At 64.8% G+C, this 16,802-nt stretch carries 8 protein-coding genes and 2 pseudogenes; 8 read left to right on the top strand and 2 right to left on the bottom strand.

Going from position 1 to position 16,802, the window contains the following annotated elements; all coding sequences use genetic code 11:
* Window positions 1–105: 105 nt before the first annotated feature.
* The 5 genes and pseudogenes from recC (at window position 106) to CH92_RS19695 (ending at window position 10,338) form a co-directional block, all read left to right on the top strand.
* Window positions 106–3,322, top strand: a pseudogene (recC, locus tag CH92_RS19715) (exodeoxyribonuclease V subunit gamma).
* Window positions 3,319–6,745 (top strand): annotated as a pseudogene (locus tag CH92_RS19710) (UvrD-helicase domain-containing protein). Before recC ends, CH92_RS19710 begins: the two co-directional pseudogenes overlap by 4 nt.
* A gap of 277 nt (window positions 6,746–7,022) precedes the next feature.
* Window positions 7,023–8,873 carry an exodeoxyribonuclease V subunit alpha gene (recD, locus tag CH92_RS19705; protein WP_025243479.1) on the top strand — a complete coding sequence of 617 codons (1,851 nt, stop codon included), beginning with the start codon at window positions 7,023–7,025 and terminating at the stop codon, window positions 8,871–8,873.
* A 136-nt stretch (window positions 8,874–9,009) separates the two neighbouring features.
* A complete protein-coding gene (locus tag CH92_RS19700) occupies window positions 9,010–9,459 on the top strand; it encodes a hypothetical protein (protein WP_025243478.1) in 450 nt (149 codons plus the stop codon).
* A 93-nt stretch (window positions 9,460–9,552) separates the two neighbouring features.
* A complete protein-coding gene (locus CH92_RS19695; protein ID WP_025243477.1) occupies window positions 9,553–10,338 on the top strand; it encodes a substrate-binding periplasmic protein in 786 nt (261 codons plus the stop codon).
* Window positions 10,339–10,414: 76 nt separating this feature from the next.
* Here CH92_RS19695 and CH92_RS19690 read toward each other — a convergent pair whose 3' ends face one another.
* Window positions 10,415–11,323, bottom strand: coding sequence for an AEC family transporter (locus tag CH92_RS19690; protein ID WP_025243476.1), 909 nt, complete (start codon window positions 11,321–11,323; stop codon window positions 10,415–10,417).
* Between the two features lie 184 nt (window positions 11,324–11,507).
* On the opposite strand from CH92_RS19690, the gene CH92_RS19685 reads away from it, so the two are divergent.
* A complete protein-coding gene (locus tag CH92_RS19685; RefSeq protein WP_025243475.1) occupies window positions 11,508–12,707 on the top strand; it encodes a GGDEF domain-containing protein in 1,200 nt (399 codons plus the stop codon).
* A gap of 12 nt (window positions 12,708–12,719) precedes the next feature.
* On the opposite strand, the gene CH92_RS19680 is transcribed toward CH92_RS19685, so the two are convergent.
* Window positions 12,720–13,121: an acyl-CoA thioesterase gene (locus CH92_RS19680; RefSeq protein WP_025243474.1), complete on the bottom strand. Its 402-nt coding sequence runs from the start codon at window positions 13,119–13,121 to the stop codon at window positions 12,720–12,722.
* A 218-nt stretch (window positions 13,122–13,339) separates the two neighbouring features.
* On the opposite strand from CH92_RS19680, the gene CH92_RS19675 reads away from it, so the two are divergent.
* Together CH92_RS19675 and CH92_RS19670 are read left to right on the top strand one after the other, a co-directional pair.
* Window positions 13,340–14,308 carry a PstS family phosphate ABC transporter substrate-binding protein gene (locus CH92_RS19675; RefSeq protein ID WP_025243473.1) on the top strand — a complete coding sequence of 323 codons (969 nt, stop codon included), beginning with the start codon at window positions 13,340–13,342 and terminating at the stop codon, window positions 14,306–14,308.
* A 209-nt stretch (window positions 14,309–14,517) separates the two neighbouring features.
* Window positions 14,518–16,794: an ABC transporter permease subunit gene (locus CH92_RS19670; protein ID WP_025243472.1), complete on the top strand. Its 2,277-nt coding sequence runs from the start codon at window positions 14,518–14,520 to the stop codon at window positions 16,792–16,794.
* Window positions 16,795–16,802 lie beyond the last annotated feature (8 nt).

The raw sequence follows: 16,802 nt of genomic DNA, 5'->3' as shown, positions 1-16,802 counted from the left end.
TAGTGCGACAGCGGTTGTCGCATCAATGCGGCAGACTTGCCCGGCTGCTCGCTCCTGCCGCGGGTGGCCTGTAACCTACCCACTTCGCTTCGTCACGGTCTGCCCATGCTCAGCCTTTACCACGCTCCCGACCTCGAAACCCTTGGCGAGCTGGCCACGCGCCTGCTCGCCCAGCCGCTCAGCGACCCCTTCGCCCCGGCTTTGGTGGTCGTGCCGAGCCAGGGCATGGGCCGCTGGCTGACGCTGGAGCTGGCGCGCAAGCAAGGCATCGCCATGCAGCTGGAAATGCAGCTGCCGGCCCGGTTCGTCTGGGATCTGAGCCGCACCGTGTTGGGCAGTTTGCCGGAACAGTCGGCGTTCTCACCGTCGACCCTGACCTGGAGACTCTACGGCTGGCTGTGCGAGCCGGCCAACCTTGAGCTCGCGCCGCGCCTGGCGCAGTACCTCGACGGTGGCGACGAGCGCCGTCGACTGTCGCTCGCTGCGAAGATCGCTGACGTCTTCGACCAATATTTGCTCTACCGCGACGATTGGCTGGCCGCCTGGGAGCGCGGCGAAACCCTGGACCTCGGCCCCGACGAAGCCTGGCAGGCACTGCTCTGGCGTGAATTGACCAAGGATGGCCATCCACATCGCGCGCGCCTTCTGGGTGACCTGCTGCAGCGGCTCTACAGTGACGAGCCGCTACCCGATCTACCCGAGCGCTTGCTGGTGTTCGGCATCAGCAGCCTGCCACCGCATCACTTGCGTGTGCTCGATGGCCTGGCGCGTCATATCGACGTGGTCGTCTGCGCGCTGAACCCGAGCCGTGAAGCCTGGGGCGAGATTCGTGATATCCGCGAACTGGCGAAGCAACCCGACAGCGGTGCCGACGACTGGTACCTGGATGTGGGCCATCCACTACTGGCTAGCTTGGGCAAACAGGGTCGCGACTTTTTCGATTCCCTGTTCAGCCTGACCGCAAGCGAGGGCAGTCAGGAATTCGGCCTGTATTCCGAAGACGAAGACCTGCACGATGACAGCCTGCTGCACGCCTTGCAGAACGACATCCTACGCCTGCGCACCCGGCTGCCCGAGGAGCGCATCACGCTCGCCGACGACGACCGCTCGCTGGAAGTGCACATCGCCCATTCGCCGCTGCGCGAAGTCGAGATCCTTCACGATCAGCTGCTGGCACGCTTTGCCGCCAATCCATCGCTGAGCCCGGACCAGGTGGTGGTGCTGACGCCGGACATCGAGCGCTACGCGCCGTTCATCGAAGCGGTGTTCGCCCCGCGCGAGGGCAGCCCGCGGATTCCCTACAGCCTTGCCGACCGCAGCCTGCGCGCCGAAATGCCGTTGATCGAGGCGTTTCTCGAACTGCTGCTGCTGGCCCAGAGCCGCTTCGCCGCCGAGGAAATCCTCGCCTGGCTGGAGCAGCCGGCCATCGCGCGTCGCGCCGGTATCGAGAGCGAAGACCTGCCGCTGCTGCGCGATTGGCTGCGCGAGGCCGGCGTTCGCCTGGGCCTGCCGGACGAATCGGCCTTTACCTGGCGCCAGGGGCTGGATCGGCTGATGCTGGGCTTTGCCGCACCGCCGCAATTGGCCGGAGATAATGCGCCGCTGCTCGGTGAGCATTGGCCCCTGGATGCGCTGGAAGGCGCCCGTGCGCAACTGCTGGGACGGCTGGTGGAAGTCGTCGAGCGGCTCGGCACGCTGGCCGATCAACTGGCGCGACCGCGCCCACTGGCCGAATGGGCGGACGACCTGCAAATCCTCATCGACACCCTGTTCGACGAGCGCGAGGCCGGCGACACCTTGCTGCTCCTGTCGCAGGCCTGTGCCTCGTTGCGCGACCAGGCCCAGGCCGCCGACCTCACGCGACCCATCGAACTGGAGCTGGTGCATCAGCAGCTCAGCGCCGTGTTGCAGCAGGGCGGCGGCGCCTCGGGCTTTCTTACCGGCGCGGTGACCTTTTGCACCATGGTGCCGATGCGCAGCCTGCCGTTTCGCGTGGTCTGCCTGCTCGGGCTGGACGATGGCGCCTTTCCCCGGCGTACGCCGCCCTCGGGTTTTGACCTGATCGGCCGCCACCCGCGTCGCGGCGACCGCGCCCGGCGGTTGGATGACCGCTACCTGCTGCTGGAAACCCTGCTCTCGGCGCGCGAGGGGCTGTATCTGTCCTATGTCGGCCGCGACCCGCGGGACAACGCCGTGCTGCCGCCATCGGTACTGCTCAGCGAAGTGCTGGAGGCCGTCGACATGACTGCCGTCTGCCGCGACCCTGCCAGCGCCGATGCCTCGCAACCAAAAGCGCCCAAGGCCAGCGAGAAGATCCTCATCGCGCATCCGCTACAACCTTTCTCGCCACGCAATTTCAGCGATGCCGTCTGCGCGGGTTTTTCGCTGCCCTGGTTCCGTGCCGCTCAGCGCCTGGCCGAACAGCCACAGACCCAGGCGCAGCCGTTCGCCAGCCTGCTCGCCGAGCCGGACGAAGCCTGGCTGACCATCGAGCCCTCGCAGCTGCTGCAATGCTTCCGCCACCCGGCGCGCTTTCTGCTGGAGCAGCGCCTCGGCCTGCGCCTGGCCGAGGACCAGGAAGCGCTCGCCAGCGACGAACCCTTCGACCTGGAAATGCCCGCCTGGAATGGCCTGCGACGCTTGTCGCTGCAGGCGATGGAACACGGCTGGCGCGACGAGGACGAGCGCCKCRKSGCGTGTGCGGCGGGCTGGTTGCCCACCGGCGAGCTGGGGCAGGCAATGTGGGGCAAGTTGCGCGGGCCGGTGCGTGCCTTCGGTCGACATCACCCTGGCGGGTGTGCGGGTGCATGGCTGGCTCGACGGTGTGACCCCGGCCGGGCTGTTCGCCTGGAAGCTCGGTCGCCTCGGCGAGTGGGACCTGCCGCCGTTCTGGCTGCGTCACCTACTACTCAACCTGTCCGCCACGCCGGGCATCGAGCGCCACAGCTTGATGCTCTCGCCGGCTGGTGACTGGCAACTGGGGCCTCTGGCCAACGCGGCCGAACTGCTCGAACCCTGGTTCGCGGCCTACCGCTGCGCCATCCGCGAACCGCTGCCGCTGTTGCCCCGCAGCAGCCATGCCTTCGCCAAGGGCTACCGCAAGCCTGCCCGAGGCAGCGAACCGATTGACTACGCCCGTAAACGCGCCCGCGAAGCCTGGCTCGGCGCCGAGTTCAGCCCCATCGCCCCGGAATCCGAAGACCCCTGGAACAGGCTCGCCTTTCGTGACCGCGACCCGCTGGACGAGCGCTTCGAAACCCTGGCTCAGGAACTGATCGGCCCTGCGCTGGATGCGTTGGCGGATGAGGAGCAAGAAGAATGAAACTCGACCTGCTCGACTCGTCCTTCGATGGCCGCTCGCTGATCGAGGCCAGTGCTGGCACCGGCAAGACCTGGACGCTCACCGCGCTTTACGCCCGCCTGCTACTGGAGCGCCAGCTGTCAGTGGGGCAGATTCTTGTGGTCACTTACACCACCGCCGCGACGGCCGAGCTGCGTGAGCGCATTCGCGCGCGGCTGGCCGACCTGTTGGCCGTCTATGAGGGTACGCCGAGCAGCGACGACTTCCTCAACCGCCTCCACGCCCGGTACCCGGACGAAGCCTCGCGCCGCCGTCTGTTACTGGCGGTTCATGGGTTCGACGAAGCGGCTATCTTCACCATCCATGGTTTCTGCCAGCGCGCCCTGCAGGACGCGGCTTTCGAGGCCGGCGGCGATTTCGATAGCGAGCTGACCGCCGATGACCGCGAGATCATCGACGCGCTGCTCGCCGATGCCTGGCGCAGCGAACTGGCGGACGCCGACCCAGCCTGGGCGCGCTTCCTCGCCAAGAGCCGGATCACACCCGTGTGGTTGCGCCAGCGGCTGCGCAGTCACCTGGGCAAGCCGTACTTGCGTGTTGAACCGCAGGAGTTGCCTGTGCCGGCGGACCTGCGACCTGTCGAGGCGGCCTGGCAGCGGGCCGCGGCACTGTGGGAAAAAGCGGGGACAGCCTGGGTCGCCGAGCTGCTGGCCCACGGCGGGCTCAACCAGAGCACGCACAAAGGCATCAAGTTCGCGCCATGGCAGGCTGAGCTGGACGCCTATTTCGCCGACCCGGCGGTGATGTTCGACCTGCCTGATGGCGCAGCCAAGTTCGGTGTGCGCGCCTTGAGCAAGGCTTGCAAGAAGGGCTTCGACGCGCCGGTGTGCGAGCTGGCCCACGCGCTTGACGAGCTGGCCGATCAGGTGGCCGATGCGCTCCCAGCGGGTAAGCAGCGGCTGATTGCGTTGCAGGTTGCGCTGCTGGAACGGCTCAACCGCGAGCTGCCCGAGCGCAAGGCGGCGCAGCGGCTGCTGGCCTTTGATGATCTGCTCAGTCGCCTGGATCTGGCCCTGCAAGGCCCGGTCGGTGGCGACCTGGCCGCCTCGTTGCGCGCGACTTATCCGCTGGCGCTGATCGACGAATTCCAGGACACCGACCCGATCCAGTACGCCATCTTCAACCGCATCTATGCCAACGGCAGCGACGCCTCCCTGTGTTTCGTCGGCGATCCCAAACAGGCGATCTACGCGTTCCGCGGCGCGGATTTGGCGACCTACATGACCGCGAAGCAGCAGGCCGATCGCGAACCCTTCAACCTGCCCACCAACTACCGCTCGACGCCCGAGCTGATCGCCGCGCTCAACCGTTTGTTCAAGCATCCGCAGCCTTTCGCGCAAAGCGACCTGCAGTACCCGCCCGTAGGTGCCGCCGAAAAGCTGCGGGCCACGCTGCGGCTGGTGGAGGAGGGCGAAGCGGCGCCGCTGTCGCTGGTCTGGCTGGGCGACGATCCGCTGGGCAAAGGCGAGGCCCGAAGGGCGGGCCGGTTTCGATAAGGACGGCGTGTTCACCGTGTTGAAAGGTGGCGACATCGCCGTGCTGGTGGCGAACCATCGCCAGGCGGGGATGATTAGCGAGGAAGCCACGGAGCTCGCCGCAGTGCTCGCCGCCTACGCCGAACCTGGCCGCGAAGGTCTGCTGCGCTATGCGCTGGCCACGCGTTTGCTGGGGCGTAGCGCCGCCGATCTTGCCCGCTGCCAGGATGATCAGCAGCAGTGGGACGCCGAACGCGAAGCCGCCGAGCGCTATCATCAGCTCTGGCAGCAGCAAGGCTTCATGCGTGTGTTCCGTGCTTGGCTCGACGAGCAGGCGGTGGCTGAACGGCTGCTGGCACGGGTCGACGGCGAGCGCCGGCTGACGAATCTCCTGCATCTGGGCGAGCTGCTGCAGGCCGAAAGCCTGCTGCGCCCGGGGCTGGAAGCGCTGCTCGCCTGGTTCAACCTGCAGCGCGGCAGCGAAGGCGCCGGCGAAGAAGCGCTGCTGCGCCTGGAAAGCGATGCCGAGCGGGTACAGATCGTCACTATCCACACCAGCAAGGGCCTCGAATACCCGCTGGTGTTCTGTCCGTTCCTCTGGGACGGCAAGCTGCTCGGCAAGAACCGCGATAGCGCCCGTTGCCACGACGCCAGCGGCCAACCGTTGCTGGACCTGGGCAGTGACGAGTTGGAGGAAAACCTCGAGCGTGCCCGCCAGGAAGTCTTCGCCGAGCAGCTGCGCCTGGCCTATGTCGCGCTGACCCGCGCCCGTGACCGGCTCTGGCTGCATTGGGGCCCGGTGTGCCTGTGCAAGCCGAAGAAGGATGGGACCCTGGCGGACGAAGGCCTGCACAGCAGCGCCCTGGCCTGGCTGCTGCACGGTCGTGACCTTCAGGGCGAGCAACCGTTGACCGAACTGGGCAATCATCTGGCTGACCTTAATGGCGGAAGCTTGCGCCTGGGCATTGAGCGTCTGGTCGAGGAAGGCGAGGGGAGCATGGCCTGCCTGCCGCTGGAAACGCGTGAGGCCAACGCCCAAGGACCAGGGCGCGCGGCGCCGCCGGAGCCGTTGTCGCAGCTCAATCGAGCCCTCTACAGCGCCTGGCGCATCGGTAGTTTTTCGGGCCTCGCCGCCGGTATGCACATGGAAGCGCCGGACCGCGACGCCCTGGCGATCCCCGATGCACGCGAGCCGGGCAGCGGATTCTTCGCTTTCCCCCGCGGCGCGCGAGCCGGTACCTGTCTGCACGCGATCCTCGAAGACTGGGCGCGCGGTAAAGGCGAGCTGCCGACGCTGGTCGAGCCCGCGTTGCAGGGCTATGGCCTGCCGCTGGAGTGGAAGGACATCGCCACGACTCATCTGCAGAAGGTGCTGGAGACGGACCTGGACGGCGCCGGCCTCACCCTGGCCCGTCTGCAATCGGCGCGGCGGCTGCCCGAGCTGGGCTTCACCTTTCCGGTGCAGGAACTCGACGTCATGCGCCTGCGCGCTTTGCTGACCGACCCGGATAATGGCCTCGCCGCTCCCCTGCGCGAGGCGGCGGCGCGGCTCGAATTCGACAGTCTCAAGGGCTTTCTCAAGGGCTTCATCGACTTGACCTTCGAGCACGACGGCCGCTGGTACATCGCCGACTACAAGTCCAACTGGCTCGGGCCGGATGCGAGCTATTACGGTGGTGAGCGGCTACTGCAAGCGCTGGCGGGCGAGCACTACTACCTGCAATACCTGATCTATTTAGTCGCGCTGCGTCGCTTCCTGCGCCAGCGCCTGACCGGTTTCAGGGACGAACAGCTGGGTGGCGCCTTCTATCTCTTCCTGCGCGGCATGCCCGAAGCCGGCGTCTACTTCGCCCGCCCGGACGATGCGCTGCTCGATGCGCTGGATCGGTTATTCGAGGAGGGCAAATGATGCGCCCAAACCATGCAGGCGCCTGCAATGCTGGGTGGGCCGAGTGGCGGTTCGCTTCAGCCCACCCGTTCTGCCGCGGTGCTCGCTTTGGTGGGCTGAAGCCCACCCTACCGGATGGGACGCGGTTACGGCATTCTCAAAGCCGGGAATGCGCTGCTCAGCGCATCGAGCTGCCTGCCGAAAAAAGACAATTGAGCGCAACTGCCCCGGCGACTGTAGGGTGGGCTTCAGCCCACCGCTTTGGCTGCTCAAGCCTACCCGCGTGGAGGTGCTCACGATGACGGTTCTGTCTGGTCTGCCGTTAGGCCCACTGGAGCGGGCCTTCATCGCCAGCCTTCAGCGCCTCGAGCCGGAGACGCCGGACATGGTCCTGCTCGCCGCCGCGCTCTGCTGCGAAGCCCTGGCGTCCGGGGATGTCTGCCTCCCGCTCGCACGCCAGGCTGGCAAGCGCCCCTGGCCTGAAGTCGACTTCAGTCTGCCGCCGCTCGCAGCCTGGCGCGCGCAACTGGCGGCATCGCCTTTGATCGGCTCGCCCGGCGATTACGCGCCGCTGATTCTTGCCGATAATCGGCTTTATCTGGCCCGTTATCAGGCATATGAACAGCAGCTGGCGGAACAGCTGCTGGCCCGTGCGGCGGATACACCGGAGGTGGACGAAGGACAGCTAAGCGACAGCCTCGAGCGGCTTTTCGCCTTCAACGAGCAGAGCCCCGATTGGCAGCGTTTGGCTGCGGCACAGGCGGTGCGCAGGCGCCTGGCCGTGATCTCCGGCGGCCCTGGTACCGGCAAAACCACCACCGTGGTGCGGCTGCTGGCGGCACTGCTGGAGCAGCCGGGCGGCGAACGCCTGGCCATTGGGCTCGCGGCACCCACAGGTAAGGCGGCGGCGCGGATGGCCGAAGCAATCCGCAACGCCAAGGCCGATCTGCCGATCAGCGCTGCGCTCAAGGATGCATTGCCGGACGAGGCGCGCACGCTTCATCGCCTGCTCGGCAGCCGCGGCGACAGTCCCCGGGTGCGCCACGATGCGGCCAATCCGCTGGCGCTGGACGTGCTGGTGGTAGACGAGGCGTCCATGGTCGATCTTGCGCTGATGGCCAAACTGGTCACAGCACTGCCGCCCAAGGCCCGCCTGATCCTGCTGGGCGACAAGGACCAACTGGCAGCGGTGGAAGCCGGTGCGGTGTTCGCCGAGCTTTGTGAAGGGCGCGGATTCGATGCCCAGGCGGCGGCCGACCTGGAACGCATCACCGGCCAGCGCGTGCCAACCGAGACGCCAGGTTCGCGTCTCGGCGATGCGGTGGTTCTCCTGACCCACAGCCATCGCTTCGCCGGCGACAGCGGCATCGGCGAGCTGGCGCGGCGGATCAACGGCGGCGATGCCAAGGGCACGGTTGCACTGCTGCAGGAAAATCGCTCGGATTTGGCCTGGAACGCGACGCCCAGCCCCACGTCACTGATCGAGCGGTTGGAGCAGGGTTACGCCGCCTATCTGCAAGCCGCACGGCAATCGGAGCCGGCCGCAGCCTTTGCAACCTTCAATGGCTTTCGCGCCCTGACCGCCCAGCGTGAAGGCGCCTTTGGCGTGACCGGTATCAACGAAGCGCTAGAAGCGCGCTTCAAGCGCCGCCTCGGCGTGCCGGCGCGTGAACGTTGGTATCCCGGCCGCGCGGTGATGGTCCGCCAGAACGACTATGCGCTGGGGCTGTTTAACGGTGACATCGGCCTGTGCCTGAAAACCGAGCAGGGCCTGCGGGTATTCTTCGAGGGGGACGATGGTTATCGCGGCTTCGCCCCGGCACGGTTGCCGAGCCACGACAGCGCCTTCGCCATGACCGTGCACAAGAGCCAGGGCTCGGAATTCGCCGAGGTACTGCTGGCGCTCCCCGAGCAGCCCAGCCCGCTGCTGACGCGCTCGCTGTTCTACACCGGTATCACCCGTGCCAAGCGCAAGGTGGAAATCTGGGCGTTGCCGGCGCGTCTGGCTGAGGCGGTCAATACCCGCGCCGAGCGCGCGGCTGGACTCGCCGAGCGACTGAGTCTGGGCGGCGCGAAGCCCACAACTGAGGCATCGAGTATGCCGACGCTGGCCAGCGAACCGGCAGGCGATCAGCTCAGCTTGTTCTGAGGCGTGCGCGGCTACTCGAAGCCGGCAAGATTGCGGGGCGTCGCGACCTGTTTCGTGAAGCGGTTGTGCGTATACCCTGGCGGTTTCTGTTCCGATGACGATCGAGATAACTGACAACCGACAACCGGGACATGCAATGAAACTCTTCTTTCTTCTTGTCTGGGGCTTGCTAAGCCTGTCGCTCAACGGCGCCGTGGTGCGCGAGCTCTGGCTCGCCCCGTCCTGGGGCAGCGCATTCGGCTTGCTGCTGATCGCCTATTACAGCGTCTGTTTCTTCCAGCTGATCCGCGCTGCCTATCGACCCTGGGGGCTGCTTGGGCCCAGGCGGCGTAGCGGCTATTGGGTGTGCCTGGTGTTGCTACCGCTGGCGCTCTGGCCACTGAGGTCCGCCTATGACATCTGGCAGGCAGGTGCCTACCGGCTGGACGCCGCAGAGCCCCGCCTCAGCTTGATGGTTTTTCGCCAATTGCTGATCTGGCTGCAGGAGCTGGTCGGCTACCTCGGCCCCATACTGGTGCTGGTCGCGGCTGGCGTAGGCGTGGCGCTGTTGTTATTGCGGCTGTTACGCGGCCAGGTCGTGCGCTAGCGGCGCACGGATGGCATGGAGGCTGCAATGCAAATGTATGCTGCTGATTCGGGTACGTTGCGCCAGGCGTTTAGAGGAGGAAGGAGTGTGTGGATGAAGGGACGCTGGCGCCGCGGATTGCTGCTGAGTCTGGCGATCAGCCTTGGCGCTCATGCCGGCGAAGTGCAGCTGGTGACCGGCGACGATTACGCCCCGCTCACGGGGAAATCGCTCGCGGGGGCCGGCGTTATGTCGGAAGTGGTGCAGGCGGCCTTCGCCCGTAGTGGAATGTCTTCCTCGCTGGCCTGGCAACCCTGGAACCGCGGCTATCTGATGACTCGGCGCGGTGAGTACGACGCGACCTTTCCCTATATCCGTGCCGAACGGCGTGAGCGTGATTTTCTTTACTCGGCGCCCCTGTACGTATCCGAGCAGCATCTGTTCAGCCGCGCCGGCGATGCGCTCGAACTGGAGGATCTCGCCCGGAACGGCCAGCTGAGGCTGTGCCATCCGCTCGGTTGGCAGCTACCTCGCGGCGTTCAGGCACAGGTCGAACAGGGCCTGCTGATACGGCATTCACCGCCTGGCCTGGCCGAGTGCGCGCAGCTGTTGCTGCTGGGGCGTGACGATCTGTTCGTGGCCGATTTGCTGCTGGGGCACCACGCGCTGCTGTCGACCGGCGCCACTGGCTGGCGCTTTCATGTATCCCGTTCGGTACTGAGCCGGCAGACGATGCATCTCATCGTTCCACGCAGCCGTGCGGGGGCTAAAGCGCTGATCGAACGGTTCGATCAAGGGCTGGCGGCCTTGCGTGCCAGCGGGGACTATCAGCGGCTGATCGAACGGATGCTGGCCAACGACGCACTGGCAGAGGTGCAGCCGTTCGACGAAGCCCGCTAGCGTCCCGTCGACGGGCCTGCGGCAGATGCCCGGGCAAGGACGCCGGTCATCTGATCAGCTTGGGGTCTCGGCAGCCTCAGCCATTGAGCAGCGTCAGCACCAGCGGCAGGCTGGCGGCTGCCAGCAGCGTCTGCAGGGTGATGATGCCGGCCATCAGATGGCTGTCGCCGCCGAGCTGGCGGGTCAGAACATAGGCGGTTGGTGCCGTAGGCAGGGCGAAAAAAAGCACCAGAATGGTGGTCTCCATCGCTGGCAGATGGACGAGACGGGCCACTGCAAAGGCCAACAGCGGCACCGCCAACAGGCGCAGGGCACTGTTCCAGCCGAGGGCGGGAATTTCGCCGCCGAGCTCTCGCGGTTTCAGCGCGGCCCCGACACACAGCAGACCCAACGGCAGGCTTGCAGCGGCGAGCAAACTCAGCAGGCGATCAGTACCGCCGGGTAAGCCCAGGCCGGCGAGGTTCACCAGGGCGCCGGCCAGGCAGGCCAAAATCAGTGGATTCTTCAGGATCGGCAGTAACAACGAGCGCACGCTGACACCGCGTTCGGCGGTCAGCGCCCATACCGACATCACATTGACCGTGGGCACCATCAGCGCCAGCATCAACGCCGCCAAGGCCAGTCCTTCCTTGCCGAAAAGGCTGCCCACCGCTGCCAGCCCCAGATAGGTATTGAAGCGCAGCGCCCCCTGGGCAAACGCACCGAAGCGCGCGGCCGGCCAGCCGCGCACTCGCTTGAGCAGCAGCAGGCCCGCCCAGGCCAGGCCCAGCCCCAGCATGACCGCTCCGGCCAGATGCGGCAGCGCCGGGTTATTCAGCGGCGCGGTGGCCAGGCTACTGAAGAGCAGCGCCGGGAACAGCACGAAGTAGTTGATCCGTTCGGCACCCGGCCAGAAGGACTCGCTGGGAAAATCCCGCAATCGCAGAAAGTAGCCAGCGATGATCAGGGCGAAAAGGGGCCAGAGGGCGAGTAGAAGGGCTGTCACACGATACATCCAACAGTGCAGGTGACCCGATAGTGGAGCGTTGCGGCGACGTCGGCAAGTGATGGGCGTGGCAAATGCAGGTGGCAAATGCACATGGCAGACCGCGGCGTGCGCGTTCATCGGGAAATCGGCCGGCCTGATGTCTAAGTGATATCATTGCCGCGCCTGTACATGAGCGACACCTATGCAAAGCCTAGAACATCAGTCTGCCGAGGATTTTCGGGACACGCCCTATGGCAGGCAGCTGCTGCAAGGGTTTCGCTTCTTGTTCTTCGTACCGGAACTGGAACTCGAATTTCGCCGCTATTTGAACCGTCAGGCCCGTCTGGCGCAGCAGCTCGGAGCCTGCCTGCTGATCCTGGTGGTTACAGGCTATCTGTATGCCGAACAGCAGTTGTTTATACAGTCTGATCCGCGATGGCTGCGCGAACTCACTCTGCTGCGCCTGCTGGAAACGCTACCGGGGCTTGCGATCCTGCTGATGTCGCTGTTTCGCAAGCGGGTCCGAATCATTGCCAATCGACTGTTTCCGCTATTGCTCGTGCTGGTTGGCATCGTCGCCTCGCGGATCGATATCCAGTATGAGACGGCCCAGCCTGAAATGGCATTCCGCTACGGCGCTGGGTTGCTGATCGTCTGTTCGTTCTTCTTCCTCGGAATTACCTTCTGGCGGGCCCTGGTCAGCGCGGCAGCGATCGTGCTGATCGACGTGTTGATGGCCGCGATGATTCTTTCATCTTTCGAGATGAAAGTGCATTGGATCTCGGTCAGTTATTACCTGCTGTTACTGGTAATCGGGGCGGTCAGTCGTTACGTCCACGAGTACTCGCAGCGCGAACAGTTCCTGGTGCGCAGGTTGCTCGGCTGGGTCGCGCAGCACGACGCGCTGACCGGGCTGGCCAACCGCCGCAGCTTCGACACGGCCCTGAACCAGACGCTGTTGCAGGCGCGGCGTGACCGCCAGCCGCTGGCGCTGCTGCTGCTCGATCTGGACAACTTCAAGGCCTACAACGACAACCTCGGCCATCCGGCCGGCGATGCGCTGATACGGGACTTCGGTGCCTTGCTGGATCGCTTCTCGCGGCGACCGATGGACCTGGCCGCGCGGGTTGGCGGTGAGGAGTTCGCCGTGCTTCTGCTCAATTGCGATACCGCTTCGGCGCAAGCCATTGCGGGACAGATCCTGTCGACGCTCGCCGAACATGCCATACCCCATCCCGCATCGGCTCAGGGACGTTGCGTGACGACGACCATCGGCGTCGCGATGTGGCAGCCGGGGCAGACCGCCGAACAACTCTACCAGGCCGCTGATGCCGCACTGTATCGAGCCAAGCAGGACGGCAAGAATCGCTACGCACTGAGCCCCGCTCCATCAGCGGAGTGAACGATGCGCCACTCAGCGACGCGGCGTGACCGTGCGAGTACGGCCGCTGCCGTCGATGGCGACGAAGACGAACACTGCCTCGGTGACTTTGCGCCACTCACTGGATAGCGGGTCGTCGCTCCAGACTTCCACCAGCATGCGAATCGAGCTGCGCCCGACTTCCAGGGTCTGGGTATAGAAGGACAGTTGCGCGCCCACGGCCACGGGCACCATGAACGCCATGCGGTCGATGGACACCGTTGCCACGCGGCCTGCTGCCACACGGCTGGCCATGGCGGTTCCGGCCAGATCCATCTGGGATACCAACCAACCACCAAAGATGTCGCCGAAGCCATTGGTTTCGCGCGGCAGGGCAGTCAGCTGCAGGGCCAGATCGCCCTGCGGGATTGGGTCTTCCTGTTCGTATTCGGTCATCGGCTCGGACTCGCGGCGCGTTTGTATTCTGGCGCGGAACTCCCACGGTAGTGCGGGCCGGGCCGAGTATAGCGGCTGCGCGTGGCCGCAGCGACAGACGCGAAACACTTCTTTGCCGTCACCAGATTGTCATATTCCCTTCATAGAGTGTTCACACGGCCTGCAGACAATGGCCCCCGTTCCAACACACTCGAGCACACCCCTGCTAGGAGCAAGGTATGACACTGAATCGTTTGATGGCGGCCCTGACTTTCGTAGCCGCTGGCGTCGGCGCTGCCAACGCAGTAGCTGCAGTTGACCCGACGTTGCCGGCCTATGAAAAGACTTCCGGCGTTTCCGGTAACCTGTCCAGCGTCGGCTCCGACTCCCTGGCCAACCTGATGACCCTCTGGGCTGAAGACTTCAAGCGTAACTACCCCAACGTCAACATTCAGATCCAGGCTGCCGGTTCGTCCACCGCGCCGCCAGCATTGACCGAAGGTACCGCCAACATCGGGCCGATGAGCCGCCCGATGAAGGACAACGAGATCCAGGCCTTCGAAGAAAAATATGGCTACAAGCCGACCGAAGTCCCGGTTGCCATCGACGCCCTGGCCGTTTTCGTGCACAAGGACAACCCGATCAAGAGCCTCGATATCGAGCAGGTCGATGCGGTTTTCTCCAGCACCCGCCTGTGCGGCGGCGAGAAAGACATCAAGACCTGGGGCGACCTGGGCCTGACCGGCGAATGGGCCAGCAAGCCGATCCAGCTGTTCGGTCGTAACTCGGTGTCCGGCACCTACGGTTACTTCAAGGAAGAGGCGCTGTGCAAGGGTGACTACAAGTCCAACGTCAACGAGCAGCCGGGTTCGGCTTCGGTTGTCCAGTCGATCTCCAGCACCCTGAACGCCATTGGTTATTCGGGTATCGGTTACAAGACCTCCAGCGTCCGTGCCGTGCCCCTGTCCAAGGGCGGCGAAGCCTTTGAAGCCAACGAAGAGAACGCTCTGGCTGGCAAGTTCCCGCTGGCACGTTTCTTCTACGTTTACGTCAACAAGGCGCCGAACAAGCCGCTGAGCCCGATCGACGCCGAATTCCTCAAGCTGGTGCTTTCCAAGCAGGGTCAGGACGTCGTGGTCAAGGATGGCTATATCCCGCTGCCGAAGAAAGTCGTCGACAAGACGCTGAAAGACCTGGGCCTCAACTGAGACCAGCCGCCGGCCTCGCGGTAATTGCCGCGAGCTGAGCAGGACGCCCGCCACGCCATGCGCGTTGGCGGGCGTCGTCGCGTCACTGCGCTGTAATTTTTCTGTCACACAGCTGCATTAAATTAAGCGCCCGACCGGCCATCAAGCCAGGGAAAGACTCGCGCCAATGGCGCAGCAGTTTTAGCGGCCTGAGCGGCCAGGACCTTCGCATGAACGATATAGAGACCATGAGCGCGAATTCCGATGTGCAACGGCTGGACTTCAATACCCCGGCTCTGCAACGCAAGCGCCGCATCCGAGCACTGAAAGACAACCTGGCGCGTTGGTACGTTTCCATCGGCGGCCTCGCCGTGCTCGGTGCGATCACGTTGATCTTCTTCTATCTCGGCCAGGTTGTTGTGCCCATGTTCCAGGGCGCCGAACTGCAGGCACGAGATGCGCAGCAGCCGGCCTGGCTGGCCGACGCGGCTGAGCCTCTGCTGCTGGCGATGGAAGAGCAGAACCAGGTTGCCCTGCGTCTGGGCAGCGACGGCGCCGTTCGTTTCTTCAGCGTGCCCACCGGCGAATTGCTGCGCAGCATCGACCTGCCGCTGCCTGCGGGCAGTCATATCGTTTCAGTCGGCCAGGACACGCCGGGCAATCGCCGCATCGTCCTCGGTCTGGACAATGGCCAGGTGCTCGTTGTCGAGCACAACTACAAAATCAGCTATCCGGACGGCCAGAAAACCATCACGCCGCAGCTGGATTATCCGTTCGGCCAAGAGCCGCTGCAGCTAGACCCCGAAGGCCGTCCTATCACCCACGCGGCTATCAGTCTGAACGGCAAGACGCTGCTGGTTGCCGGCGCAACGGATGGCGTCCTGCATGCCCTGCAGATTTCCGCTACCGAGAACATGCTGACCGGCGAGACCAGCCTTGAGCAGGAGCGGCTGCGACTTCCGCAACTGTCCGATCCAATCAAGGCGTTGCGCATCGACCCGCGCCACATGTGGCTGTTCGCGGTGAGCGGCCGGGCCAGTGTCGACGTCTTCGACCTGCGCCGCAAGCAACTCAACGGGCGTTACAAGCTGCTCGGTGGCAGCGGTGAAATCACCACCGTGTCTTGGTTGCTCGGCGGCATTTCTCTGATGGTCGGCGACTCGTCCGGCGGCATCGGCCAGTGGTTCATGGTTCGCAGCGACGATGGTCAGGCCGAGTTGAAGAACGTGCGCAACTTTCAGCTGGGTGATCACCCGGTCAGCCAGATCATTCCGGAAGAGCGTCGCAAAGGCTTCCTCGCCCTCGACACTGCCGGCACCCTGGGCGTCTTTCATAGCACCGCACACCGTACCCTGCTGAAGGAGCAGGTCGCCGAAGGCGCCGCCATCGCCGCCATGTCGCCACGTGCCACTCGCCTGATGGTGGAGTCCGGCAATCAGTTGCAGCGCTTCGTGGTCGACAACCCGCACCCGGAGATTTCCTGGAGCGCACTGTGGGGCAAGGTCTGGTACGAAAGCTACCCGGAGCCCGACTACGTCTGGCAATCGACATCCGCCACTGGCGACTTCGAGCCCAAGCTGAGCCTCTCGCCGCTGGCCTTCGGCACGCTCAAGGCAGCCTTCTACGCGATGCTGCTGGCGGCTCCGCTGGCGATCTGCGCGGCATTCTATACCGCCTACTTCATGGCACCGTCACTGCGCCGCAAGGTCAAGCCGGTAATCGAACTGATGGAAGCACTGCCGACGGTGATCCTCGGCTTCTTCGCCGGCCTGTTTCTCGCGCCGTATCTCGAAAACCATCTGCCGGGCATCTTCAGCCTGTTGCTGTTGATGCCCGTCGGCATTCTGCTCGCCGGCTGGCTGTGGAGCCGGCTACCCGAAGGCATCCGTCTGAGCGTACCGGATGGCTGGGAAGCAGTGCTGCTGATTCCGGTGATCCTGGCGGTGGGCTGGGGCTCGCTGGCAGTCAGCGGTCATCTGGAGAACTGGTTCTTCAACGGCGATATGCGTCACTGGCTGTCGCACGAGATGGGTATTCCCTTCGATCAGCGCAACGCACTGGTGATTGGCCTGGCGATGGGTTTCGCAGTGATTCCGACTATTTATTCGATCGCCGAAGACGCCGTTTTCAGCGTACCCAGAAGCCTCACGCTCGGCTCGCTGGCACTGGGGGCAACGCCTTGGCAGACGCTCACTCGCGTGGTCCTGCTGACCGCCAGCCCGGGCATTTTCTCGGCCTTGATGATCGGTATGGGGCGTGCCGTGGGTGAAACCATGATCGTGCTGATGGCCACCGGTAACACGCCGATCATGGAAGCCAACATCTTTGAAGGCATGCGCACCCTGGCGGCCAACGTCGCGGTGGAGATGCCCGAGTCGGAAGTAGGCAGTACGCACTACCGCGTACTGTTCCTCGCCGCGATGGTGCTGCTGATGTTCACCTTCGTGATGAATACCCTGGCCGAGCTGATCCGCCAGCGCCTGCGCCGCAAGTACGCCAGCCTGTAACACAAGGC

Origin of the sequence: Stutzerimonas stutzeri (genome assembly GCF_000590475.1) — a bacterium.
Lineage (GTDB): Bacteria > Pseudomonadota > Gammaproteobacteria > Pseudomonadales > Pseudomonadaceae > Stutzerimonas > Stutzerimonas stutzeri_D.
The sequence above is the reverse complement of the archived record's forward strand: the minus strand, read 5'-3'. Positions and strand labels throughout refer to the sequence as shown.